Below are 24,531 nucleotides of genomic sequence, written 5' to 3' on the forward strand. Positions count from 1 at the left end.
CACCGTGCCCGGCCGCTTCCTCGTCGTCGGGATCGGCCCCGGCGACCCCGAGCTCATCACCCGCAAGGCCGAGCGGCTGATCGGCGCCGCGCCCGTCATCGCGTTCCACGCGGGCGTCCGCAAGGAGTCCCACGCCCGCCGGATCGCGGCCGAGCTCATCCCCGCCACGGCGGTCGAGGAGGAGCTGCGCTACCCGGTCACCACCGGCGCGACCGACCACCCCGGCGGGTACGTCGGCGCGCTCGCCGACTTCTACGACGAGTGCGAGGCCCGGCTGGCCGCGCACCTCGACGCGGGCCGCGACGTCGTCCTGCTGGCCGAGGGCGACCCGCTGTTCTACGGCTCGTCGATGTACCTGGTCGACCGCTTCCGCGACCGCTTCGACGTCGAGGTGGTGCCGGGCGTCCCGGCGTTCGCCGCCGCGACCGCGACCGTCCCGGCGCCGCTGGTGCGCCAGAACGACGTCCTCACCGTGCTGCCCGGCACCCTCCCCGAGGCCGAGCTGGCCCGCCGCCTCGCGGACACCGACGGCGCGGTGATCATGAAGCTCGGGCGGACCTTCCCTGCCGTCCGATCGGCCCTCGCCCAGGCCGGCCGCCTGGAGGGCGCGCTCTACGTCGAGCGCGCCTCGCAGCCCGAGGAGCGCTGGCTGCCGGTCGCCGACGTCGACGCCGACGCGGTGCCGTACTTCTCGCTGATCGTCGTGCCCGGCGACTCGGCGGGCCCCGCATCCGCTGAGCGGATGCGCGAGCATGCGGTTTGGTCCCAAACCGCAGGTTCTGACCCCGAAAACATGCGGTTTGGGACCAAACCGCAGAGCGCGGAACTGCTGGTGGTCGGGCTCGGCCCCGGCCCGGACGGGTGGCTGACCCCCGAGGCGAGCGCCGCGCTGGCCGAGGTCGACCACGTGGTCGGCTACGCGCCGTACGTCCACCGGGTGCCGCAGCGCGAGGGACTCCAGCGCCACGCCTCGGGCAACACCGTCGAGGTGGACCGGGCCCGGTTCGCGCTCGACCTGGCCCTGCGCGGGGAGCGTGTCGCGGTCGTGTCCGGCGGCGACGCGGGCGTCTTCGGCATGGCGGCCGCCGTCTTCGAGGCCGCCGCCGATCCCGAGCACCCCGAGCACGCGGGCGTCCCGGTGCGGGTGCTGCCGGGCGTGAGCGCGGTCCAGGCCGTCGCCGCGCGGGCCGGTGCACCGATCGGCGCGGACTTCGCGGTGGTGAGCCTGTCCGACCGGCTCAAGCCGTGGCCCGTCGTCGAGCGCCGGCTGCGCGCGATCGCCGAGGCCGACCTGGTGCTCGGCATCTACAACCCGGCCTCGCGCTCGCGGCGCGAGCAGGTCGTCGAGACCCAGAAGATCCTGCTGGAGCACCGCTCCTCCGACACCGTGGTCGTCGTCGGCCGGGACGTCGGCCGGGCCGAGGAGTCGCTGACCGTGACCACGCTCGGGGCGCTCGACACCGACAGCATCGACATGAAGTGCCTGCTCATCATCGGCGCCTCCAGCACGCGCGTGGAGCCGAACGGCACGGTCTGGACGCCGCGATGGGTGGACTGACGCCCACGATCACCGTCGTCGGCATCGGCGCCGACGGTCACCTGAACCCCGAGGCCCGCGCCCTCGTGGGCAGTGCCGAGGTGCTGCTCGGCGGCGAGCGGCACCTGGCGCTCGTGCCCGCCGTCCCCGGTCAGGTACGCCGCCCGTGGCCCCGGCCGCTGGCCGCCCTGCCGGACGTCCTGCGCGAGCACGCCGGGCGCACCGTCGTCGCCCTCGCCTCGGGCGACCCGCTCGTGTCGGGGATCGGGACCACACTGATCCGGATGCTCGGCGCGGAGGCCGTCGCCGTCGTCCCCGCCGTCTCGTCGGTCTCGCTCGCCCGCGCCCGGATGGGCTGGTCGGCCGAGGAGTCCGCCGTCGTCACGCTGGTCGGCCGCGACACCGACGCGCTGCGCCGCGAGCTCGCGCCCGGACGCCGGCTGCTGGTGCTGTCGTCCGACGAGAGCACCCCCGCGGCGGTCGCCGCGATCCTGGACGAGACGGGCTTCGCCGCCACCGCGATCCACGTCCTCGGTGACCTCGGCAGCGCCGACGAGACGCACACCCGGTACCCCGGTCCCGGCACGGTGGTCCCGCGGCTGCACGTCCTGGCGCTGGAGGTGGCGGGCGCCGGACCCGCGTCCTGGACGCCGGGCCTGCCCGACGACGCCTTCGAGCACGACGGCCAGCTCACCAAGCGCGACGTGCGCGCGAGCGCGCTGTCCCGGCTGGCCCCGGTTCCCGGGGCGCTCCTGTGGGACGTCGGCGCGGGCGCCGGGTCGGTCGGCATCGAGTGGCTGCGCGCGCACCCGCTCACCGCGGCCGTCGCGGTCGAGGCCGACCCCGAGCGCGCGGCCCGGGTCGGCCGCAACGCCGCCACGCTGGGCGTCCCGCGCCTGGAGGTCGTCACCGGTCGCGCCCCCGACGCACTGGCCGGTCTCCCCCGGCCCGACGCGGTCTTCGTCGGCGGCGGCGCCACGGCCCCCGGCCTGCTCGACCTGTGCCGCGACGCCCTCGCCCCCGGCGGACGGCTCGTCGCGCACGGCGTGACGCTGGAGACCGAGCGCCTCCTCGTCGACGCCTTCCACACCCACGGCGGCGAGCTGACCCGGCTCGCGGTCGAGCACGTCACCCCCCTGGGCGGACGGTTCACCGGCTGGACGCCGGCCCGCGCCGTCGTCCAGTGGACCTGGACCAAGGAGCCGCAGCCGTGACCGTGCACTTCGTGGGCGCCGGACCCGGCGCCGCGGACCTCATCACGCTGCGGGCCGCGGCGCTGCTGGGCGCCGCCGACGTCGTCCTCTACCCCGGCACCTACCTCGACGCCGAGGTGCTCGCGCACTGCCGCCCCGACGCGCGGCGCGTGGACACCCAGGAGCTCGACCTGGACCGGATCACCGCCACGATGGTCGAGGCGCACGCGGCCGGGCTCGACGTCGTACGGCTGACGTCGGGCGACCCGTCGCTCTACTCCGCGCTGCACGAGCAGACCCGGCGGCTCGACGCCGCGGGCGTCGCGTGGGACGTCACGCCCGGCGTCCCGGCGTACGCCGCGGCGGCGGCGACGGTCGGCCGCGAGCTGACCGTCCCCCTGCTCGCACAGTCGGTCGTGCTCACCCGCACCCAGGCCCGCTCGACGGCCATGCCCGAGCGCGAGTCGCTGGCGGCGTACGCCGCGACGGGGGCGACGCTCGTGCTGCACCTGGCGATCACCCGCACCCGCACGCTGATGGCCGAGCTCGACCCGTTCTACGGCGCCGACTGCCCCGTCGCGGTGGTCGCGCGCGCCTCGCAGCCCGACGAGCTCGTCCTGCGCGGCACCGTCGGCACGATCGCAGCGCTCGTCGAGGAGGCCGGCCTGCGCCAGGCCGCGGTGATCCTCGTCGGCCCGGCCCTGGCGTCCGCCTCGGACGCCGAGTCGTACCTCTACTCCACCGAACGCGTCACCCGAAAGGAGCGTCTGCGATGAGCCAGCAGTTCCCCTTCAGCGCGGTCGTCGGAGCCGATGGGCCCGACGGGCCCGACCCGATGGCCCTCGCGCTGATCCTCACGACGATCGCGCCGGAGGTCGGCGGCGTCCTCGTCCGCGGCGAGAAGGGCACCGCGAAGTCGACCATCGTGCGCGCCCTCGCCGCCGTCCTGCCGCCGATCGAGGTCGTCGCGGGCGACCGGTTCTCGTCCGACCCGCGCGACTCCGGGCTCTCCCCCGACGGTCCCTTCGGCCCCGACGCGGCGACCGAGACCCGCCCGGTGCGCCTGGTCGAGCTGCCCGTCGGCGCCACCGAGGACCGCGTGCTCGGCTCGCTGCACCTCGAGCGCGCACTGTCCGAGGGCAAGGCCGAGTACGAGCCGGGCCTGCTCGCGCGCGCCCACCGCGGCCTCCTCTACGTAGACGAGGTCAACCTGCTCCACGACCACCTCGTCGACCTGCTCCTCGACGCCGCCGCCATGGGCCGCGCGACCGTCGAGCGCGACGGTGTCTCCGTCGAGCACGCGGCGCGCTTCGTGCTCGTCGGCACCATGAACCCCGAGGAGGGCGAGCTCCGGCCCCAGCTCCTCGACCGGTTCGGCCTCACCGTCGAGGTCGCCGCCCCGCGCGAGCCCGCCCTGCGGGCCGAGGTGGTCCGCCGCCGGATGGCCTACGACGCCGACCCCGCCGGCTTCTGCGCGCGCTACGCCGAGGCCGAGGCCGCGCTGCGCTCGCGGATCGCGGACGCCCAGGCCCTCGTCGGCTCCGTGCAGCTCACCGACGCCGGGCTGCTCAAGATCGCCGAGGTCTGCGCGGCCTTCGACGTGGACGGCCTGCGCGCCGACATCGTCACCGCCCGGACCGCCGTCGCCCACGCCGCCTGGTCCGGCCGTACCCAGGTCACCCTGGAGGACATCCGGGTCGCGGCCCGGCTCGCGCTGCCGCACCGGCGCCGGCGCAAGCCGTTCGACGCACCGGGGCTGGACGACGAGCTGCTGGAGCAGGCGCTCGGGGGCGAGGACGACCTGCCGCCCGAGCCCGATCCCGAGCCCGACCCGGAGCCCGACGGTCCCGGTGGCCCCGACGGCCCGGCGCCCGACGGCGACGGCGAGGGCGACCCGGTGGACGGGCCCGCCGCCGAGGCGCCGGAGGCCCCGGAGGCGCCCGCTCCTCCGCCGTCCGCCGCCGACCACGGCGGCGACACCCCGGCTCCGGCCCCCAGCAGCGTCGCGGGCACCGGAGCGACGTACCGCACCCGGCTGCTGACCGTCCGCGGCGTCGGCACCGGCACGGCCGGACGCCGCAGCCGTGCCCGCACCACCAACGGCCGGCGGATCGGCGCGACCACGCCGCTGCCTGGCCAGGGCGGCGCGATCCACCTGACCGAGACGATCCGTGCCTCGGCAGGCCACCAGCGGGCGCGCGGGCGCGACGGCAGCGGACCGCTCGTGCTGCGCCCGGCCGACCTGCGGGTCGCGGTCCGGGAGGGGCGCGAGGCCAACCTGGTGCTGTTCTGCGTGGACGCCTCGGGCTCGATGGCCGCACGGCGGCGGATGGAGCAGGTCAAGACCGCCGTCCTCAGCCTGCTGCTCGACGCCTACCAGCGCCGGGACAAGGTCGGTCTGGTGACCTTCCGCGGCGCCGAGGCCGAGGTGGCGCTGCCGCCGACCCACTCGGTCGACGCGGCCGCGCAGCGGCTGGAGGAGCTGCCCGCAGGGGGACGAACCCCCCTTGCCGAGGGACTTCTCGAGGCCGCGCACCTGCTCACCGTCGAGCGCACCCGTGACCCTCAGCGCCGCGCGCTGCTCGTCGTCGTCACCGACGGCCGGGCGACTTCGGGGGCCGACGCGGTCGCGCGATCCCGCAGGGCGGCGGGGATCCTGGCCGAGACCGGCGTGACCAGCGTCGTCGTCGACTGCGAGAGCGGTCCGATGCGGATGGGGCTGGCCGTCACGCTCGCCGAGCACCTGGGCGCGGAGCACGTCCCCGTCGGCGAGGTCAGCGCCGAGGCCTTGGTGGACGCCGCGCGGAGAGCCGCATGACCGCCGCCCTGTACGACGTCATCGCGCGCCGCCGCGACGTCCGCGCCGAGTTCACCGGGTCCCCCGTGGCCGAGGACGTGCTGCTGCGCGTCCTCGACGCCGCGCACCGCGCTCCCAGCGTCGGGATGACCCAGCCGTGGGACTTCGTCGTGGTGCGGGATCCCGCACTGCGCCGTACGTTCCGCGACCACGTGGCGTCCGAGCGCGACGTCTTCGCGGCCTCGCTCCCGCCCGAGCGGCGCGACACGTTCGACAAGATCAAGGTCGAGGGGATCTGCGAGTCCTCGCTGGGTGTCGTCGTCACGCACAGCCAGGCGCGCGGCGGGACGCACGTCCTGGGCCGGCACGCGATCGCCGACGCGGGGCTCTACTCCACCATCCTCGCCATCCAGAACCTCTGGCTCGCCGCGACCGCCGAGGGGCTGGGTGTGGGCTGGGTGTCGTTCTACCGCGAGGAGTTCCTCCAGTCCCTGCTGGGGATCCCGGACGACGTACGCCCGGTCGCCTGGCTCTGCCTGGGCACCGTGAGCCACCTGGAGACCGTCCCCGACCTCGAACGGCTCGGCTGGCGCTCGCGCCGGCCGCTGGCCGAGGCGATCCACCACGACACCTGGAGGAACCATGCCTGAGGGCAAGCCGCTCGTCGTACCGCAGGACGGGCTGACCACGCGCCAGCGCCGCAACCGACCGCTCGTGATGGTCCACACCGGCGACGGCAAGGGGAAGTCCACGGCCGCCTTCGGCCTGGCCCTGCGCGGGTGGAACCAGGGCTGGAACATCGGGGTGTTCCAGTTCGTGAAGTCCGCGAAGTGGCGCCTGGGCGAGCAGACGGCGTTCGAGAAGCTCGGCATCGAGTGGCACAAGATGGGCTCGGGCTGGTCGTGGTCGCGCAAGGCCGGGTCCGAGGAGGACCACGCCGCCGACGCCGCCGAGGGCTGGGCCGAGATCAAGCGCCGGATGGCCGCGGAGACCCACGACCTGTACCTGCTCGACGAGTTCACCTACCCGATCAACTGGGGGTGGGTCTCGATCGACGACGTCGTCGAGACGCTGGCCAACCGGCCTGGTCACCAGCACGTCGTGATCACCGGCCGCCGGGCCGACCCCCGGCTCATCGAGCTCGCCGACCTCGTCACCGAGATGACCAAGGTCAAGCACCCCATGGACGCCGGCCAGAAGGGCCAGAAGGGCATCGAGTGGTGACTCCGCTGCCCCGCGTCGTCGTCGCCGCCCCGGCCACGGGCCAGGGCAAGACGACCGTCGCCACCGGCCTCATGGCCGCGCTGGCGGCGGCGGGGCACGCCGTGAGCGGGCACAAGGTCGGTCCGGACTACATCGACCCGGGCTACCACGCGCTCGCCTGCGGCCGTCCGGGGCGCAACCTCGACCCGCACCTCGTCGGGGAGTCCCTGGTCTCCCCCCTGCTGCTGCACGGCGCGGCCGGCGCCGACGTGGCCGTGGTCGAGGGCGTGATGGGCCTGTACGACGGGCGGATCGGCGGCGACGGCTTCTCCTCGACCGCGCACGTCGCGGCCCTGACCCGCACGCCCGTCGTGCTCGTCGTCGACATCTCCCGCTCCTCGCGCTCGATCGGCGCGGTCGTGCACGGCATGGCGACCTGGGACCCGACCGTCTCCGTTGCGGGGGTGATCCTCAACCAGGCCGGGTCCGTGCGGCACGCGGACGAGGTCCGCTCCTCGATCTCGCTGCCGGTCCTCGGCGTGATCCCCCGCGACGCCACGATCGCCACGCCCTCGCGGCACCTGGGCCTGGTCACCGCCGCCGAGCGCGGCGAGTCCGCGGAGGTCGTCGCCCGGCTCGCGTCGGTCGTCGCCGACACCGTGGACCTGGACGCGGTCCTCGCGATCGCCCGGTCCGCACCCGCGCTCGACGCCACCCCCTGGGCGCCGCCCCCGTCCGCCGCCTGGTCCGGGCCGCGGCGCACGGTGGCCGTGGCGGCCGGTCGCGCCTTCACCTTCCAGTACGCCGAGACCGCCGAGCTGCTCACCGGGCTCGGCTGCGACGTCGTCCCGTTCGACCCGGCGCTCGATCCCGCGCTGCCGAGCGGGACGTCCGGGCTCTACCTGGGGGGCGGCTTCCCCGAGGTGCACGCCGCGGACCTGTCGACGAACACCCCGCTCCTGGCGGAGATCCGGGCCGCGGTGCTCGACGGGCTACCCACCGTCGCCGAGTGCGCGGGCCTGCTCTACCTGTGCCGCACGCTCGACGGCGTACCGATGACGGGGGTGCTCGACGCCGACGCCGCGATGGCCGCGCGCCTGACGCTGCGCTACCCCACCGCGACGGGTGCCGCGGACACGCTGCTCACGCGCGCCGGCGAGACGGTGACCGGGCACGAGTTCCACCGCACGACGGTGACGCCGGGCGTCGGCGCGACCCCGGCCTGGACGGTCGAGGGCGCGGGGGTCGGGTTCGCGTCGGCGAGCCTCCACGCGTCGTACCTGCACACGCACTGGGCGGGACACCCCCAGCTGGCCGAGCGCTTCGCGGCTGCGGTGCACGGTGGCTGACCCCCTGCGGCACCACGGCGACGTCGAGGCGCGCGGCGCCACGCTGGACTTCGCCGTCAACGTGTACGACGGCCCGCGCCCCCCGTGGCTCGACGCGGCCCTGCTCGCCTCGTTGGCCGAGGTCGGGACGTACCCCTCGGCCGACCGCGCCCGGGCCGCCGTCGCCGCCCACCACCGCCGTCCCCTCGACGAGGCCCTCGTCACCGCGGGCGCCGCGGAGGCCTTCACGCTCGTCGCCCGGCTGCGCCCGTGGCGGCGTCCCGTCGTCGTGCACCCCCAGTTCACCGAGCCCCACGCCGCGCTGGAGCAGGCCGGCCGCACGGTGACCCCGGTCGTGCTGGCCCCGCCGTTCGTCCTGCCGGAGTCCGCCGTGCCCGACGACGCCGACCTCGTCGTCGTCGGCAACCCGACCAACCCCACCGGCGTCCTGCACCCCGCGGCCTCGCTGCTCGCCCTCGTTCGCCCGGGCCGCCTCGTCGTCGTCGACGAGGCCTTCATGGACTGCGTCCCCGGAGAACCCGCCTCCGTGGCCGCCGAACGCGTGCCGGGCCTGCTCGTGATCCGCTCCCTGACCAAGCACTGGGGCATCCCCGGCATCCGCGCCGGCTATGTCGTCGGCGACCCCGCCGTCGTCGCCGGCCTCGCCCGCGCCCAGACCCCCTGGTCGGTCGGCACGACCGCCGCAGCCGCCGTCGAGGCCTGCCTCACCCCCGCCGCCCTCGACGAGGCCCACCGCCGCGCCTGCGAGATCGAGGAGTGGCGCAAGCACCTCGAGCACGGCCTGTCCGAGCTCGGCATCCACCACCTGCCGTCGTCGGCGTCGTTCGTGCTCGCGCGCGTCGGAGCCGGCGTCCACGAGCGGCTCCGGTCCTCGGGGATCGCGCTGCGACGGGCCGACACCTTCCCGGGGCTGGACGGGACGTGGGTGCGGATCGCCGTGCGGGGGGCGGAGCAGACGGACCGCCTGCTCGCCGCGCTGGGAGACGCGGGCTAGGCGCTCCCGCCACCCCCGTCACCGGCCGCCGACGCCGCGACGATCGCCGCCGTGGCGGCCGCCGTCGCCGCCGCACTCGCCGCAGCCACCGCCGCCGCAGCCGCCGTCCCGGCCCAGTCCCCCTTGGCGATCGTCTTGGCCCGCCGGGTCGCCGCCTTGCGCTGCTCGCCCGGCACCAGGTGCTTCACCAGGTCCCCCGCCGACGCCAGGCCCACCAGCGGCCCGGTGCGCTCGTCGGGCTCGGTCTCGCCGACGAGCACGCGTCGTACCTCGGCGACGAGGGCGTCGCGGCGGGCGGGGTCGGGGATGTCGTACCGGGTGACGGTGAGGAAGCCCAGCCGCTTGTGCCGCGTGGCCACCATCTCGCCCTTCGCCACCAGCCCGGCCAGCACCCCCGCGTGGGCGCCCTTGCCCAGGCGCGGAACCAACCGCGACGCCGCCTGCCGCTGCCCGACCTTGAGCCGGCTCAGCGCCCGGTCGTGCACCGGGGAGCCCACGGGCGTCGTACTGGTGGTGTGGACGCGAGCCTTCTTGGCCGGCCCCTCCACCTCGCACCGCTCCGCCACCACCAGGTCCACCAGCACCGCCCCACCCACCACCGCATCCGCCGCCCCCGACCCGAGCAGGCTGCGGCGCTTGATCGGATCGACCGCGATCAGGACGAGGTCCTCGGCAATCGCCATGCCCGGACCCTAGGCGAGTTATCGACGGTCTGCGAACAGGTGTGTCGCGCGGCGGGGGCGCGGTGGGGGCGCGCGGTTAGCGTCCTCGGGTGCCTGGTCCGGGCACGGTCTCTCGGGAGGACCTTTGATGGCTCTGATTTCGGGTTGGTCTGCGGCGGTGCGTGCGAAGCGCCGGCGTTTTGTGGTGGCGTTGGCGCTCGTCGTACTGGGGGCGGGGGTGGGAGGCTGCAACGCCGACCCGCCTGATCCTGGGCCCACTAGGTCGGAGTCCGCTTCGGCGGACGGGACTGCCAGCGGGTCGCCGACCGCGGCCCCTGGCCCCGCGGTGCCAGTGCTGCCCGAGGCGGCGCGAGAAGCCAGTGAGGCCGGTGCTCGGGCGTTCGTCGAGTACTACTGGGAGCTGGTGAACTACGCGCAGGCGACCGGGGATGTGAAGGCGCTGCGTCAACTGTCTGCGTCAACCTGTGATGTATGCCTGGCCTTCGTCAAAGAGATCCGGAGCCTGTACTCGCAGGGAGGACGCATCCTCGGTGGCATCAACACGAGTCGCATCACCGAGGTCGTCGACCTCGACCTCAAGTCCGGCGACTATGGCCTCCGAATAGAGCAGGACGTCTCGTACAACGCCCAAACCATCATCGACTCCACAGGCAAGAGAGACGTGCGTGGCGAAGGGACCGACCGATTCACGGCATACCTACTGTGGACTGAACAGCGGTGGCGCCTGGATGTCATGGAGCTGCGATGAAGACCTTGGCGGCGCTGCTGATGCTGGTCTCCACGATCCTCGGCAGCACCCCGGCCGTAGCCGACCCCGGTCCGACGCCTGACACGAGCGGCGGAGCTGGCCAGGGCAACTTCTACGTCACTGTCGCCGAGGAAACGCGAGATGGTCGCAACAACGGCCCCAGCGACGTTGGTCATGCCGCTCCTGGGGGACCAGTGATTCTCCTCGGGAGCCAGGTATGTGGCGCGGCCGACACGATTGCGCAGAGCACCAGCGAGTCGTCGAGCATCACCTTCTGCCCCGGCACCACCCCCACCCCCGACCAACCCACCCTCACCCTCACCGACATCCGCCACGCCTTCGCCGAGCTCCCCCTCCCCCGCCCCACCCTCGTCATCCAACCCCCCGACGGCCTCACCCTCGTCAACCTCGACACCAACTTCTACACACCCGACCCCCGCCCCCTCACCCACACGGTCACCCTCCTCGGCCACCAGGTCACGATCCGCGCCACCCCCGCCACCTTCACCTGGCACTACGGCGACCAGACGACAAGGACCACGACCGACCCCGGCGCCCCCTACCCCCAGCTCCGGATCACCCACCGCTACGAGCGCAAGGGCCGCTACCACCCGAGCCTCGCGACGACCTTCACCGGCGCCTTCCGCCTCGACGGTGCGGGGCCGTGGCGGACGATTCCGGGCACCGTCACGCTCACCAGTACGCCGCAGGCGGTGCGCGCGATCGAGGCGACGCCGACGTTGGTGGGCTACTGAGGGCGTCCACCCACCAACCCGCCCCTGCCGGGCGGGGCGGAATTGCCCTAGAGTCCGTACTTGCAGGCTCGAGGAAGCCGGTGAGATTCCGGCACAGTCGCGCTACTGTGACACCGCCTCCGACGTGAGGACGAGAGCGGTGGAGTCAGACCCGAAGGCCTGCCACCTCATCACTACGTCACAGGGACGCAGAATCCCTCAGGAGGATCCATGTCGCAGTCGTCTGCTGCTCCGGTCGCGCCGGTCATCCAGCTCCCCACCGTGCCGCTGCTCCAGCTGGGTACGTGGGTCGTCTTCTTCGGTCTGCTGGCGATGCTGGCGATCTTCTTCGTGAGCGCTGACCAGGGTGCCATCTCGATCCCGGCGGGCAACGCCGTGCACGAGTGGGTCCACGACGCCCGGCACCTGCTGGGCTACCCCTGCCACTGAGCGGCGGGGATCATGACGAGCACCGTTCCTGGGGAGAAGTCTGCCCTGACGCCGGCGGCGTTCCTGCTGCGCGGCCTCATCGCCGGTCTGGTGGCCGGCCTGTTCACGTTCGCGGTGGCGTTCGCCCTCGGTGAGCCGCACGTGGACGACGCGATCGCGCTCGAGGAGGCTCAGGCCGCGGCGGAGCCCGCGCCGGCGCCGGCTGCCGAGGAGGCCGAGCACGAGGAGTCTGGGATGGTCGAGATCTCCCGGGAGAACCAGAAGAGCTGGGGGCTGCTGACCGGCACCCTCGCCATCGGTACGGCGCTGGGCGGGCTCACCGCGCTGGCCGCGGCCGCGGTCGTGGGTCGTCTCGGCGGCCTCCGCGCGCGGGGGTCGACGGCTCTGGTGGCGCTGATCGGGTTCGTCTCGATCGCGCTGGTCCCGTTCCTCAAGTACCCGGCGACGCCGCCGGCCGTCGGCGACCCCGACACGATCAACAGCCGGACCACCGAGTACTTCGGGATGCTCCTGGTCTCGGTCCTCGCCGCGATCGCGGCGGTCGTCATCGCGCGCCGGCTCAGCCAGCGCCTCGATGCCTTCACCGCCATCGTGGTGGCGGGCGCGGGCTACCTCGTGGTGGTCGGCGTGACCGCGGCGCTGCTGCCGACGGTCGACGAGCTGGGCACCTTCCCGGCCGACACCCTCTGGTACTTCCGCCGCTCCTCGCTGCTCACCCTCGCCACCTTGTGGGGCGTGATCGGGGTCGTGCTGACCGGTCTGGTCGGCAAGCTCTACGACCGCGCCACCGCGGACGCCGAGCGCCGCGCCCTCGCCGCCAGCCTGTGAGCCGGCGGCGCGGACGACGCCGCGGTACCGCGACCGGACTGCTCCTCGGCCTCGCCGCGGACCGCCTCCTCGGCGATCCGCGGCGGGGCCATCCCGTCGCCGGCTTCGGCCGGGTCGCGGCAGGGCTGGAGCAGCGGACCTGGCGCGACGACCGGGTCGCGGGCGTCGTCCACGTCGGGGTTCTCGTCGGCGGCACCGTGGCGCTCGCCCTCGCCCCCGAGCAGGTACGACGCCCCGTCCCCCGCGCCCTCCTGACCGCCGCCGCCACCTGGGCCGTCGTCGGCGGTACGTCGCTCGACCGCGAGGCGGCCGAGGTCGGCCGGCTGCTGGCCGCCGGCGACCTGCCCGCGGCCCGGGTCCAGCTCACCCACCTCGTCGGCCGCGACACCTCGCAGCTCGACGAGGCGGAGATCGTCCGGGCGACCCTGGAGTCGCTGGCCGAGAACACCTCCGACGCCGTCGTCGCCCCGCTGGTCTGGGGCGCGATCGCCGGGATCCCCGGCCTGCTGGGCCACCGCGCCGCCAACACCCTCGACGCGATGGTGGGCCACCGCAGTCCGCGCTACGAGCGCTTCGGGTGGGCGGCGGCCCGCTTCGACGACCTGCTCAACCTGCCGGGCGCGCGGCTCACGGCGGCCCTCGCCGTCGTCCTCGGCGACGACCCCGCGAACGCCTGGCGCACCTGGCGCCGGGACGCCTCGGGTCACCCGAGCCCCAACGCCGGACCCGTCGAGGCGGCGTTCGCCGGGGCCCTCGGCATCCACCTCGGCGGGACCAACGACTACGCCGGCCGGGTCGAGCACCGGGCCGTGATGGGCGACGGTCCGGCCCCGACCCGGGCCGACCTGGAGCGGGCCCGGGTGCTCGCCCGGCGGATCGGTCTCGCGGCGGGTCTCACCGCCTGGTTGACGCGATCGTCCATCATGGGCGCGTGAGGCTGACCGTCGGCGTCTGCGAGGACGACCCCGCGCTGCGGCGCGTCGTGCGCCACGCGCTCGAGCTCGACGGGCACGAGGTGGTCCTGGCCCACAACGGTGCCGAGGCGATGAGCCGGTTCGGCGCGACCGCCGGGCTCGACGTCGTCGTGATGGACATCGGGCTCCCCGACGCCGACGGCCGCGACGTCTGCCAGGCGCTCCAGGCCGCCGGGCAGGAGGCGCCCGTGCTGTTCCTGACCGCGCTCGACGCCGTCCACCAGCGGCTCTCGGGCTTCAGCGCCGGGGGCGACGACTACGTGACCAAGCCGTTCGAGGTCAAGGAGCTGCTCGCCCGGGTCGCCGTCCTCGGCCGTCGCGGCCGGCACCACCGCCAGGTCGCGCCGCGCCCGGACGGTACCGGGATCGAGCTCGACGCCGCCGCCCACACGCTGCGGGTGGCCGGGCGCGAGGTGCTGCTGTCCCCCACCGAGTTCCGGATGCTCGCCGCGATCGCGGCCCGCCCCGGCGAGGTCGTACGACGGCGCGCGGTCGTCGGCGCCGCCTGGCCCGACGGCGCCGCGGTCAGTGAGAACACCGTCGACTCGCTGATGCGCCGGGTGCGCGCCAAGCTCGCGGAGGTCGGCTCGCCGGCGACGATCGAGACGGTGCGCGGCGTGGGCTACCGCATCCAGCACCCGGGCAGCGCACCCGCATGAGCCGGTGGCGGGGCGCCGGGGACTCCTTCCGCACCCAGCTCGTCGCACTCACCGCCTCGATCACCACGCTCGCCGTGATCGCGCTGACGGTCCTCGTCCAGCTCGTCCTCGCCCAGTCCACCAACCGCGGGATCGACCGGGTGCTCGCCGACCGCAGCGCCGCCGTCGTCTCGGCGCTGACCGTCGACGACCAGGGGCGTCCGGACGCGCCGGCCGACCAGCTCGCCGCCGGCGTCGCCGTGTACGACGGCACCGGGACGCTCACCGCCGGCAGCGTCCCCGACGCCGACCGCGACACGTACGCCGACCTGGCGACCGCCGGACGCCCCCGCAACCTGACCCCGGCCGGGACCGACGACATCCGGCTGCGCGCCGAGCCCTTCACCGTCGCGGGCCCCGGCGGGACGCGGGTCACCGGCGTCGTCGTGCTCACCGAGCGGCTGGCGCCGTACGAGCGAAGCGAACGCCTGGCGCTGCTCGTCTGCATCGGTGCGGGCATCCTCATGGTGCTGCTGGCGTCGGGGCTCACGTGGTGGGTCACCCGCCGGGCGCTCGCGCCCGTCGCGGAGATGACCCGCACCGCCGACGACTGGAGCGAGCGCGACCTCGGCCAGCGCTTCGACCTCGGCTCGGGCAACGGCGAGATCGCGGGCCTGGGCCGGACCCTGGACCGCCTCCTCGACCGGGTCTCCGCGGCGATCCGCTCCGAGCAACGACTCACTGCCGAGGTCGCCCACGAGCTGCGCACGCCGCTCACCGCCGTCCAGGCCAATGCCGACCTCGCGCTGCTGGAGGACGACCTCCCGCCCCGCCTGGAGGAGAGCCTCCGGGAGATCGCCCAGGCCGCCCGGCGGATGGGCGCCGCGATCCAGGACCTGCTGGACCTGGCCCGCGCCGCAGGCGGCACCGGCGCGGCGGAGCGCTGCGCCCTCGGCGAGGCCGTCGAGGAGGCGCTCGCCGCCACCGGCGCCGAGACCGATCGCGATGTCGGGCTCGTGGTCGACGTCGATCCCACGATCCAGGTGCTCGTCCCGGCCCCGCTCGTGGTCCGCGCGCTCGCGCCGGTCCTCGACAACGCCCGGCGCCACGCGGCCGGCCGGATCGAGGTCTCGGCCCGGGTCGTGCGCCCCGGCCTGGTCGCGGTGAGCGTCGACGACGACGGCCCGGGCGTACGGCCGGACGAGCGCGAGACGATCTTCGAGCCCGGCCGCACCGGCAGCAGCAGCGGCGGCGACAGCGGCCCGAGCGGCACCGGTCTCGGCCTGTCCCTCGCCCGCCGGATCGCACGGAGCCTCGGTGGCGACGTCGCGGTCGCCGACGGTCCGCTGCGCACCCGGTTCGTGCTCACCCTCCCGGCCGCACCCCGGTGATCGCGGTGACCTCGGTGACCTCGGTGATCGCGGTGGTCAGGTCGCTGTCAGGTTCGCCCACCGATGCTCGGCGGCATGGCAACTCATCTCTCTGCGGCGACACCCCTGATGTCGCGTCGGCTGCTGAACAAGGTCCCCGAGGTCACCGTCTGGTTCTGGATCATCAAGATCCTGTGCACCACCGTCGGTGAGAGCTTCGCGGACTACATCAACGGGACGCTCGGCGTCGGCCTGGTCAACACCGCGCTCCTCTTCACCGTCCTCCTGGGCGCCGTGCTCTACGCGCAGATGCGGCTCCCGGCGTACAAGGCACCGGTCTACTGGCTCGCGGTCGTGGTGGTCAGCATCACCGGGACGCTCTACACCGACATCCTCACCGACCAGCTCGGCGTCCCGCTCTGGATCAGCTCCACGGCGTTCGCGGTGCTCCTCGCCGGCGTCTTCGCGCTCTGGTACCGCAAGGAGCGGACCCTCTCGATCCATCACATCGACACCACCGCGCGCGAGACCTTCTACTGGCTGGCGGTCCTGGTCACCTTCGCCCTCGGTACGGCGGTCGGCGACTGGACGCTCGACCTGACCGGCTGGGGTCCCGGCCAGGCGGTGCTCCTGCCGCTCGGCCTGATCGCGGCGATCGCCGCCGCGTGGCGCTTCGGAGCGGGGCCGGTGCTCACCTTCTGGCTGGCCTACGTCCTGACCCGGCCGCTGGGGGCCAACATCGGCGACTGGCTCGCGACCCCGGCCCGCGAGCAGGGGCTGGGCCTGGGCACCGCGGGGACGAGCGTGCTGTTCCTCGGCGCGATCCTGGCCACGGTGACCTACCTGAGCGTCTCGCGGGTCGACGTGGTCAGGAACAGATGATCAGCCGATGATCTCGTCGGCGTTGCGCCCCACCCACCGCAGCAGCGGCACGAGCACCTCGGCGAGCTCCTCGCCCAGCGGGGTCAGGCTGTAGTCGACCCGGGGCGGCATCACCGGCTGCTGCTCGCGGTGGACCAGGCCGTCGGCCTCCAGGGTCTTCAGCGTCTGGGCCAGCATCTTCTCGCTGATCCCCTGGGCCCGGCGGCGCAGGTCGCTCCAGCGCTGGGTGCCGTCGGTGAGGGACACGAGGACGAGGACGCCCCACTTGCTCATCACGTGGTCGAGCAGGACCCGGCTGGAGCAGGCGGCCGGGAAGACCCCGCCGGGGAACTGCTCGAAGATCGGCTGCTCGGCCGTAGCACTCTCTCCCACGGAAGTACCTTACCTCAAAGTGCGTACTAACCAATGGGAAGTAACTCCCCCAAGCGCCCGTTGACACCGACGAACCCCACCGAAGACCTCCGAAAGGAACCACCTCATGTCTCTCGTCGTCACCGGAGCCACCGGCCAGCTCGGCCGCCTCGCCGTCACCGCGCTGCTCGCCAAGGGCGTCCCCGCCGACCAGATCCTCGCCCTGGGCCGCGACGAGGAGCGCCTCGCCGGTCTCGCCGCCCTGGGCGTGCGCACCCAGCGCGTCGACTACGCCGACCGCGCCTCCCTCGACGCCGCGTTCGCCGGCGCGGAGCGGGTCCTCTTCGTCTCCGGCAGCGAGGTCGGCAGCCGGCTGCCGCAGCACCGCAACGTCATCGAGGCCGCCAAGGACGGCGGGGTGCGCCTCCTCGCCTACACGAGCATCTCCAACGCGGACACGGCCGGCCTCGGCCTCGCCGCCGAGCACAAGGCCACCGAGGAGGCGATCGTCGCCTCGGGCGTCCCGCACACCTTCCTGCGCAACAGCTGGTACCTGGAGAACTACACCGACCACCTCGCGACGTACCTGGAGCACGGGGCGGTCCTCGGCGCCGCCGGCGACGGCAAGGTGAGCGCGGCGACCCGCGCGGACTACGCCGAGGCCGCCGCGAGCGCGCTGCTGGCCGAGCAGCCGGCCGCGGTCTACGAGCTGGGCGGCGCCGCGTTCGGGCTCGCCGAGCTGGCCGCCACGGTCGCCGAGGCCACCGGCCAGGACGTGACGTACGTCGACGTCCCGGCGCCCGAGCTCGTCTCGGCCCTCGTGGGTGGCGGCGTCCCGCAGCCGTTCGCCGAGGTCCTCGCCGACGCCGACCTCGGCCTGGGCCGCGGCGAGCTGTACGTCGACCCGGCCGACCTCGCGGGCCTCCTCGGCCGCCCGGCGACCACCCTCGCCGACGCCGTCCGCGCGGCGGCCTGACCGGTCTGAGCCGCCTGACCGGCTAGGACCCGGGCGCGAGCCCGTCCAGCCAGGCGACCACGGCGTCGACACCGGTCACGGTGTCGACGCCGTCGGGCGCCGGGGCCCGGCGCACGACGACGACCGGGATGCCGCGCTCGGCGGCGGCCTCCATCTTGGGCCAGGTGAGGGCGCCGCCGGAGTCCTTGGTGACGAGCACGTCCCGATCGGCGAGCAGCACCCGCTCCCCCTCCAGCGTGTAGGGCCCGCGCGAGGTGAGCAGCTCCCAGGCCGGCGGCACGTCGAGGTCCGGCGGGTCCACGACCCGGGCGAGCACCTCGTGGTCGTGCAGCACCGGCACGAAGCGGGCGAGCTCCTGGCGCCCGACGGTCAGGAACGGCCGGCTGCCGAGCTCGCCGGCCACGACCGCGGCCTCCTCGTGGTTGCGTACCCAGATCCACGAGGGCGTCGCGCGATCGGCCCAGCCGGGTCGTTCGAGCCGCAGCAGCGGCACTCCGGCGGCAGCGCAGGCCGCGGCCGCATTGCGCGAGATGCCCGCCGCGAAGGGGTGCGTCGCGTCGACCACGACGTCGAACTGCGCCAGCGCCGTCTGCAGCCCCGGCACGCCGCCGAAGCCGCCGATCCGCACCTCGCCCACCGGCAGCCGCGGACGGGCGACCCGGCCGGCGAGCGACGAGACGACGGGGACGCCGTCCTCGACGAGACGGGCCGCGAGGGCGCGGGCCTCGCCGGTACCGCCGAGCAGCAGCACCCGCGGCCCGGTCACCGGGTCAGCTCCAGCAGTGCGTCGAGGTCGAGGTGCTCCTCGACCAGGTCGCCGAGCAGGTCGAGCCGGGCGGCCCGGGCGGCCGGGAACGACGCTCCCGAGGCCACGCCGAGCGCGGACTCCAGGTAGGCGCCCCGCGTGGCGTCGTCCTCCAGGCTGCCGTGCACCATCGTGCCGGTCACCGACCCCGCGGTCGTCGCGCCGGTGATCCGGCCGTGGTGGATCTCGTAGCCGGCCGGCTCGTGCAGCGCGAGGCGTTTCTCCGGCGCGAACCGGGTGGTCAGGTCGAGCAGGCCGAGGCCGTCGACGGCCGCGCCGGCCGTGCCCTCGGTGCCGTCGGGGTCCTCGATCCGGCGGCCCAGCATCTGGCAGCCGCCGCAGATCCCGAGCACCGGGCGGCCGGCCGCGGCGTGCCGCTGCACGGCGACGTCGAGCCCGCGCTCGCGCAGCCAGGCCAGGTCGGCCAGCGTCGCCCGGGTGCCGGGCAGCACGACCAGGTCGGCATCGGCCAGCCGGGCCGGGTCGGAGACGAACTCCACGTCGAGGGCGGGCTCCAGCCCGAGCGCGTCGACGTCGGTGAAGTTGCTGATCCGCGGCAGCCGGACGACGGACACCTTGCGCACGCCCGCACCGACCTTGGCCCGGCGCCCGGCGAGGTCGAGGGCGTCCTCGGAGTCGAGCCACAGGTCGGGGTGCCACGGCAGCACGCCGTACGTCGGCCGGCCGGTGCGGCGCTCCAGATCGGCCAGCCCCGGCCGCAGCAGGTCGACGTCACCGCGGAAGCGGTTGACGACGTACCCCTTGACGAGCGCCTGGTCGGCCTCGTCGAGCAGCATCAGCGTCCCGTACGCCGACGCGAACCACCCGCCGCGGTCGATGTCGCCGACCACGATCGTCGGCACCTCACCGTGCTGGGCCAGCCCCATGTTGACGTAGTCGCTGGAGCGCAGGTTGATCTCGGCCGGGCTGCCCGCGCCCTCGGCGACGACGAGGTCGAAGCGCGAGCGCAGGCCGTCGAACGCGGCGAACGCGGTCTCGGCCAGGTGGGCGCGACCGTCCTGCCAGTTGCGCGAGGACACCTCGCCCGCGGGCTGACCCATCAGCACGACGTGGCTGCGCCGGTCGCTGCCGGGCTTGAGCAGCACCGGGTTCATCGCGACCTCGGGCGTCACGCCCGCGGCGACCGCCTGCACCCACTGGGCGCGGCCGATCTCGCCGGGCACGCCGTCGGGTCCGGTGACGACCATCGAGTTGTTGGACATGTTCTGCGCCTTGTACGGCGCCACCCGGATCCCGCGCCGCGCGAACGCCCGGCACAGCCCCGTCGTCACCACGCTCTTGCCGGCGTCCGAGGTCATCCCGGCGACGAGCAGCGCGGCGCCGCGGGTCATCCGCGCTTCCCGCGGAACAGGTGGCGCTGCAGCGAGGCGGGCACCGGACCACCCTCGCGCACCCAGTCGACGACCGCCTCGGTCGCCGCGCCGGACAGCACGCCGCCGAGCCAGAAGTCCTTGGGCCGCCGTCCGCCGGGGAACCAGGTGAAGTCGCGCACCAGCACGACGTTCGAGCGGTCGCACTCGTCGAGGCAGTCGACGACGCGCACCCGGACCCGCGGCCCGCGCCGGCCCGCCGGGTCGTCGAGCGCCTCGATCTCGTCGCGCTGACCGGCGTGGTCGGCGTCGGGGTGCTTCTTGGTGGTGCCGCAGCAGCAGTCGCGGCAGAGCAGGACGTCGCGCTCGGGCAGGGCCACCTCAGGCCTCCGGACCGCGGAGCAGGAACAGGTCCATCACCCAGCCGGCCTCGGCCTTGGCAGCGACCCGCGCGGCCTCGATGTCGGCGACGACGTCACCGACCCGGCCGGCCACGAGCCGCTCCCCCGCACCGCCGAGGTTGGCGCCCCACCAGATGTCCCAGTCGGCGAAGCCGTCGAGGTCGATCCCGGCGGTGAGCATCACGACGAGGTTGCGCTGGCCCGCGGCGACGTCGCCGCGCAGCCGGCGAGCGGTGGTCACGTGGACCGGCTGGCCGACCTCGTGCAGCACGACCGCGTGCCGGGCGGCCAGCACCTGCGGGGCGCTCACCCCGGGCAGCACGTCGAAGGGGACGCCGAGCTCGCCGACCACGCGGATCGTGCCGTCGTAGAGCGACGGGTCGCCCCAGACCAGGAAGGCGCAGGTGCCGCCGCGCTCCTCCAGCACCGCACGGTAGGCGGCCAGCCGGGCGGCGTACCAGTCGGCGACGGCGCCCTCGTAGCCCGCGCGGTCGAGGCCGGGCGAGCGATCGCGCTCCGGGTCCCGGACGACGACCAGCTCGACGCCGTGGGCCGCGCACACCGCGCGCCGGGCCTCCAGCAGCGCGTCCTCGTCGCCCTTCTGGACCGCGAGCGCGTAGTCGCAGCCGCGCAGCGCCTCGGCGACCTCCGGCGTGACGTGCTGCGGCCCCATCCCGAAGCCGAGGATCCTGACCCGCGCGCTCATCGGTCCTCGAGGTCCCCTTCGACCTCGAGGTAGGCCGCCTGGAGCGCCGCGAGCACCTCGGGGTCGGGCTCGGCCCACAGGCCGCGGTCCTTGGCCTCGTGCAGCCGCTCGACGATGCTGCGCAGCGCCCAGGGGTTGGACTTGCGCAGGAACTCCTGGTTGGTCTCGTCGAGGACGTACTCCTTGGCCAGCGACTCGTACATCCAGTCGTGGACCACACCGGCGGTCGCGTCGAAGCCGAAGAGGTAGTCGACGGTCGCGGCCAGCTCGAAGGCGCCCTTGTAGCCGTGGCGCTGCATCGCGCCGATCCAGCGCGGGTTGACCACGCGGGCCCGGAAGACCCGGTTGGTCTCCTCCTGCAGGGTGCGGGTGCGGACGGCGTCGGGCGAGGTCGAGTCGCCGACGTACGCCTTGGGGTCGGCGCCGGTCAGCGCACGGATCGTGGCGACCATGCCGCCGTGGTACTGGAAGTAGTCGTCGCTGTCGGCGATGTCGTGCTCGCGGGTGTCGATGTTCTTGGCCGCGACCTTGATCCGCTTGTAGTTGGCGCGCATGTCGTCCGCGGCCGGTACGCCGTCGAGGTCGCGGCCGTAGGCGAAGCCGCCCCAGGCGGTGTAGACCTCGGCGAGGTCGGCGTCGTCGCGCCACGAGCCCGACTCGACGGCCTGGAGCATGCCGGCGCCGTAGGAGCCCGGCTTGGAGCCGAAGATCCGCGTGGTGGCCCGGCGTGCGTCGCCGTGCTCGGCGACGTCGGCCTGCGCGTGGGCGCGCACGAAGTTGACGTCGAGCGGCTCGTCGAGGTCGGCGACCATCCGGACGGCGTCGTCGAGCATCGCGACCACGTGCGGGAAGGCGTCGCGGAAGAAGCCGGAGATCCGCACGGTGACGTCGATGCGCGGCCGGCCGAGCTCCTCGAGCGACATGATCGTCAGGGAGTGGACGCGCTTGGACGCCTCGTCCCACTCGGGACGCACGCCCATGAGCGCGAGGACCTCGGCGATGTCGTCGCCGGAGGTGCGCATCGCCGACGTGCCCCAGACCGACAGGCCCACCGACTCCGGGTAGGAGCCCTCCTCGTCCAGGTAGCGCTGGACGAGCGACTCGGCCATCGCCTGGCCGGTCTGCCAGGCGAGGCGCGAGGGCACCGCGCGCGGGTCGACGGTGTAGAAGTTGCGGCCGGTCGGCAGCACGTTGACCAGGCCGCGCAGCGGCGAGCCGGACGGGCCGGCGGGCACGTAGCCACCGGAGAGCGCGTGCAGGGTGTGGTCGAGCTCGTCGGTCGTCCGGGCCAGGCGCGGGACCACCTGGGTGGCGGCGAACGCCAGCACCTGGCGCACGCTCGGGTCGGCGTGGAGGTCGTCGACGCGGGCCGGGTCCCAGCCGGACTTCTCCATCGCCTCGACCAGCTCGCGGGCCTCGGCCTCGACCCGGTCGACCTCGGTCGTGGGCGCCTCGGGAGCGAGGCCGAGCGCGGCCCGCAGCCCCGGGACGGCGTGCGACTGGCCGCCCCAGACCTGGGCGGCGCGCAGGATGGCGAGGACCAGGTTGACCCGGGCCTCCCCCTCGGGTGCCTGGCCCAGGACGTGCAGCCCGTCGCGGATCTGGACGTCCTTGATCTCGCACAGCCAGCCGTCGACGTGGAGCAGGAAGTCGTCGAAGTCGTCGTCCTCGGGCTTCTCGTCGAGGCCGAGGTCGCGGTGCAGCTCGGCGGCGTGCATGAGCTGCCAGATCTCACCGCGGATGGCGGCCAGCTTGGCCGGGTCCATCGCGGAGATCTTGTCGTACTCCTCCAGCAGGCCCTCGAGCCGCGCGATGTCGCCGTACGCCTCAGCGCGCGCCATCGGGGGGATGAGGTGGTCGATGATCGTGGCGTGGGCGCGGCGCTTGGCCTGCGCGCCCTCGCCGGGGTCGTTGACGAGGAACGGGTAGATCAGCGGCATGCTGCCGATCGCCGCGTCGGTGCCGCAGGACGCCGACAGTGCGGCGTTCTTGCCCGGCAGCCACTCCATCGAGCCGTGCTTGCCGAGGTGGACGACGGCATGGGCACCGAAGCCGTGCTCGACCCAGCGGTAGGCCGCCAGGTAGTGGTGGGACGGCGCGAGGTCGGGGTCGTGGTAGATCGCGACCGGGTTCTCGCCGAAGCCGCGGGGCGGCTGGATCATGAGCACGACATTGCCGGCCTGGAGCGTGGCGAGCACGATCTCGCCGCTGTCGTTGACGAACAGCGTGCCGGGCGACTCGCCCCACGCCTCGACCATGTCACCGCGCAGGTCGGCCGGGAGGTCGGCGGTCCACGCGTCGTAGTCGGCCTTGCTGATCCGCACGTGCGCGTCGGTGAGCTGGACCTGGGTCAGCCACTCCTCGTCCTGGCCGCCGGCCGCGATGAGGGCGTGGATCAGGGTGTCGCCGGCGACCGTGTCGTCGTCCAGGTCGAGGACGCCGAAGCCGTCGCCCACGTCGTACCCGGCGTCGCGCAGCCGGCGCAGCATCCGCACCGCGGAGACCGGGGTGTCGAGACCGACGGCGTTGCCGATCCGGGAGTGCTTGGTCGGGTAGGCGCTGAGCATCAGCGCGATCCGCTTCTCGGCGTTGGGGACCCGGCGCAGCCGGGCGTAGCCGACCGCGAGACCCGCCACCCGCGCCGCGCGCTCGGGGTCGGCGACATAGGACGGCAGCCCGGCGTCGTCCAGCTCCTTGAACGAGAACGGCGCGGTGCTGATCCGGCCGTCGAACTCGGGGATCGCGACCTGGTTGGCGTAGTCGAGCGGCGAGACACCGTCGTCCGAGGCCTCCCACTCGGCACGGCTGCTCGTCAGGCACAGGCCCTGCAGCACGGGGATGTCGAGCGCGGCGACCCGCTCCACGTCCCAGGTCTCGTCGTCGCCACCGGCGCTCGCACCGGCCGGGACGCTGCCGCCGGCCGCGAGGACCGTGACGACCAGCGCGTCGAGCTCGCCGAGCGCGTCGAACAGCGCGTCGGGCGCCGCCCGCAGCGAGCCCGCGAACACGGGCACGCCGACGGCCTCACCGGTCGCGTCGATCGCGTCGCACAGGGCGTGGGCGAAGGCGGTGTTCCCGCTCGCCTGGTGCGCGCGGTAGAACAGCACGCCGACCTTGGCGAGGTCCGCGGCGGCAGGCGCGGCCGGCCGCTCGACCAGGCCCCACGCCGGGATCACCTCCGGCGGCTCGAAGCCCTCACCGGTCAGCAGCACCGTGTCGGACAGGAAGGCGTGCAGCTGCGCGAGGTTCCGCGGGCCGCCCTCGGCCAGGTACCGGTGCGCCTCGGCCGCGAGACCGACCGGCACGGTCGAGGTCTCCATCAGCTCGGCGCTCGGCGTCTGCTCGCCGCCGAGCACCACGAGCGGACGTCCGGTGGCCTGCAGCGCGGCCAGCTCGCCGTCGTACTGCTGGGGGGAGCCGAGGAGCCGGATCACGACCAGGTCGCTGTCCTCGGCCAGCGCGACGAGCCCGTCGAGGCCCGACCGGCTCGGGTTGGCCCACCGGTAGTCGGTGCCGCTGGCCCGTGCGGAGAGCAGGTCGGTGTCGGACGTGGACAGCAGTGCGATGCGCGCCATGACGCT

At 74.5% G+C, this 24,531-nt stretch carries 24 protein-coding genes and 1 riboswitch; of the genes, 17 read left to right on the plus strand and 7 right to left on the minus strand.

Translation table 11 applies throughout. The features are described from left to right. Window positions 1-4: 4 nt before the first annotated feature. From cobJ to cobC, 8 genes are read left to right on the plus strand one after another with little or no spacing between them, the layout of a single operon-like run. Entirely contained in the window at window positions 5-1,558 is a 1,554-nt protein-coding gene (cobJ, locus tag CCO04_RS25625; protein ID WP_374197029.1) for a precorrin-3B C(17)-methyltransferase, read from the plus strand. Beyond that, window positions 1,546-2,751: a precorrin-6y C5,15-methyltransferase (decarboxylating) subunit CbiE gene (gene cbiE, locus CCO04_RS25630; RefSeq protein ID WP_215817020.1), complete on the plus strand. Its 1,206-nt coding sequence runs from the start codon at window positions 1,546-1,548 to the stop codon at window positions 2,749-2,751. The genes cobJ and cbiE overlap by 13 nt, the downstream gene beginning before the upstream one ends. Beyond that, window positions 2,748-3,506 (plus strand): cobalt-precorrin-4/precorrin-4 C(11)-methyltransferase, encoded by a 759-nt coding sequence (locus CCO04_RS25635; protein WP_215817021.1) that lies wholly within the window; start codon window positions 2,748-2,750, stop codon window positions 3,504-3,506. The genes cbiE and CCO04_RS25635 overlap by 4 nt, the downstream gene beginning before the upstream one ends. Continuing rightward, on the plus strand, window positions 3,503-5,548 hold the full coding sequence (locus tag CCO04_RS25640; protein WP_252373890.1) for a VWA domain-containing protein: 2,046 nt from the start codon (window positions 3,503-3,505) through the stop codon (window positions 5,546-5,548). The genes CCO04_RS25635 and CCO04_RS25640 overlap by 4 nt, the downstream gene beginning before the upstream one ends. Further along, the gene (bluB, locus tag CCO04_RS25645; protein WP_215817022.1) at window positions 5,545-6,177 is read left to right on the plus strand and encodes a 5,6-dimethylbenzimidazole synthase; all 633 of its coding nucleotides are present in this window, start codon (window positions 5,545-5,547) and stop codon (window positions 6,175-6,177) included. Before CCO04_RS25640 ends, bluB begins: the two co-directional genes overlap by 4 nt. Next, window positions 6,170-6,751: a cob(I)yrinic acid a,c-diamide adenosyltransferase gene (gene cobO, locus CCO04_RS25650; RefSeq protein WP_215817023.1), complete on the plus strand. Its 582-nt coding sequence runs from the start codon at window positions 6,170-6,172 to the stop codon at window positions 6,749-6,751. Before bluB ends, cobO begins: the two co-directional genes overlap by 8 nt. Beyond that, window positions 6,748-8,079 carry a cobyrinate a,c-diamide synthase gene (locus CCO04_RS28940; protein ID WP_308281535.1) on the plus strand — a complete coding sequence of 444 codons (1,332 nt, stop codon included), beginning with the start codon at window positions 6,748-6,750 and terminating at the stop codon, window positions 8,077-8,079. The genes cobO and CCO04_RS28940 overlap by 4 nt, the downstream gene beginning before the upstream one ends. Further along, a complete protein-coding gene (gene cobC, locus CCO04_RS28945; protein WP_308281536.1) occupies window positions 8,072-9,073 on the plus strand; it encodes an Rv2231c family pyridoxal phosphate-dependent protein CobC in 1,002 nt (333 codons plus the stop codon). Before CCO04_RS28940 ends, cobC begins: the two co-directional genes overlap by 8 nt. On the opposite strand, the gene CCO04_RS25660 is transcribed toward cobC, so the two are convergent. Beyond that, window positions 9,070-9,756 (minus strand): GPP34 family phosphoprotein, encoded by a 687-nt coding sequence (locus tag CCO04_RS25660; RefSeq protein ID WP_215817024.1) that lies wholly within the window; start codon window positions 9,754-9,756, stop codon window positions 9,070-9,072. The two genes, cobC and CCO04_RS25660, sit on opposite strands and share 4 nt — an antisense overlap. Window positions 9,757-9,883: 127 nt before the next feature. Between CCO04_RS25660 and CCO04_RS25665 the strand changes: the two genes are divergently transcribed. The 8 genes from CCO04_RS25665 (at window position 9,884) to CCO04_RS25700 (ending at window position 16,380) form a co-directional block, all read left to right on the plus strand. Then, entirely contained in the window at window positions 9,884-10,504 is a 621-nt protein-coding gene (locus CCO04_RS25665; protein ID WP_215817025.1) for a DUF6318 family protein, read from the plus strand. Continuing rightward, window positions 10,501-11,259, plus strand: coding sequence for a hypothetical protein (locus CCO04_RS25670; protein WP_215817026.1), 759 nt, complete (start codon window positions 10,501-10,503; stop codon window positions 11,257-11,259). Before CCO04_RS25665 ends, CCO04_RS25670 begins: the two co-directional genes overlap by 4 nt. Window positions 11,260-11,331: 72 nt before the next feature. Then, window positions 11,332-11,410: riboswitch (cobalamin riboswitch) on the plus strand. 59 nt (window positions 11,411-11,469) lie between these two features. After that, window positions 11,470-11,688, plus strand: coding sequence for a CbtB-domain containing protein (locus tag CCO04_RS25675; protein ID WP_215817027.1), 219 nt, complete (start codon window positions 11,470-11,472; stop codon window positions 11,686-11,688). 12 nt (window positions 11,689-11,700) lie between these two features. Then, a complete protein-coding gene (locus CCO04_RS25680) occupies window positions 11,701-12,516 on the plus strand; it encodes a CbtA family protein (RefSeq protein ID WP_215817028.1) in 816 nt (271 codons plus the stop codon). Further along, a complete protein-coding gene (locus CCO04_RS25685; RefSeq protein ID WP_215817029.1) occupies window positions 12,513-13,451 on the plus strand; it encodes a cobalamin biosynthesis protein in 939 nt (312 codons plus the stop codon). Before CCO04_RS25680 ends, CCO04_RS25685 begins: the two co-directional genes overlap by 4 nt. Then, window positions 13,448-14,149, plus strand: a complete 702-nt coding sequence (locus tag CCO04_RS25690) for a response regulator transcription factor (RefSeq protein ID WP_257751600.1) — start codon at window positions 13,448-13,450, stop codon at window positions 14,147-14,149. Before CCO04_RS25685 ends, CCO04_RS25690 begins: the two co-directional genes overlap by 4 nt. Then, entirely contained in the window at window positions 14,146-15,519 is a 1,374-nt protein-coding gene (locus tag CCO04_RS25695) for a HAMP domain-containing sensor histidine kinase (protein ID WP_215817030.1), read from the plus strand. The genes CCO04_RS25690 and CCO04_RS25695 overlap by 4 nt, the downstream gene beginning before the upstream one ends. Window positions 15,520-15,627: 108 nt before the next feature. Continuing rightward, complete coding sequence (locus CCO04_RS25700; RefSeq protein WP_252373891.1) at window positions 15,628-16,380, plus strand: hypothetical protein; 753 nt, start codon at window positions 15,628-15,630, stop codon at window positions 16,378-16,380. On the opposite strand, the gene CCO04_RS25705 is transcribed toward CCO04_RS25700, so the two are convergent. Then, entirely contained in the window at window positions 16,381-16,752 is a 372-nt protein-coding gene (locus tag CCO04_RS25705; RefSeq protein WP_257751603.1) for a helix-turn-helix domain-containing protein, read from the minus strand. A 106-nt stretch (window positions 16,753-16,858) separates the two neighbouring features. On the opposite strand from CCO04_RS25705, the gene CCO04_RS25710 reads away from it, so the two are divergent. After that, on the plus strand, window positions 16,859-17,707 hold the full coding sequence (locus CCO04_RS25710) for an NAD(P)H-binding protein (protein WP_215817032.1): 849 nt from the start codon (window positions 16,859-16,861) through the stop codon (window positions 17,705-17,707). A gap of 22 nt (window positions 17,708-17,729) precedes the next feature. Here the strand turns inward: CCO04_RS25710 and CCO04_RS25715 are convergent, their stop codons facing one another. The 5 genes from CCO04_RS25715 to cobN are packed head-to-tail and all read right to left on the minus strand — an operon-like array spanning window position 17,730 to window position 24,525. After that, entirely contained in the window at window positions 17,730-18,473 is a 744-nt protein-coding gene (locus CCO04_RS25715; RefSeq protein ID WP_215817033.1) for a cobalt-precorrin-6A reductase, read from the minus strand. Beyond that, window positions 18,470-19,864, minus strand: coding sequence for a cobyric acid synthase (locus CCO04_RS25720; protein WP_215817034.1), 1,395 nt, complete (start codon window positions 19,862-19,864; stop codon window positions 18,470-18,472). Before CCO04_RS25720 ends, CCO04_RS25715 begins: the two co-directional genes overlap by 4 nt. Next, window positions 19,861-20,223, minus strand: a complete 363-nt coding sequence (locus tag CCO04_RS25725) for a hypothetical protein (RefSeq protein ID WP_215817035.1) — start codon at window positions 20,221-20,223, stop codon at window positions 19,861-19,863. The genes CCO04_RS25720 and CCO04_RS25725 overlap by 4 nt, the downstream gene beginning before the upstream one ends. Window position 20,224: 1 nt before the next feature. After that, the gene (locus tag CCO04_RS25730) at window positions 20,225-20,950 is read right to left on the minus strand and encodes an SAM-dependent methyltransferase (RefSeq protein WP_215817036.1); all 726 of its coding nucleotides are present in this window, start codon (window positions 20,948-20,950) and stop codon (window positions 20,225-20,227) included. Continuing rightward, complete coding sequence (gene cobN / locus CCO04_RS25735) at window positions 20,947-24,525, minus strand: cobaltochelatase subunit CobN (RefSeq protein ID WP_252373892.1); 3,579 nt, start codon at window positions 24,523-24,525, stop codon at window positions 20,947-20,949. Before cobN ends, CCO04_RS25730 begins: the two co-directional genes overlap by 4 nt. Window positions 24,526-24,531 lie beyond the last annotated feature (6 nt).

It is taken from the genome of Pimelobacter sp. 30-1, assembly GCF_018831735.1.
In the GTDB taxonomy this organism is placed as follows: Bacteria; Actinomycetota; Actinomycetes; order Propionibacteriales; family Nocardioidaceae; genus Nocardioides.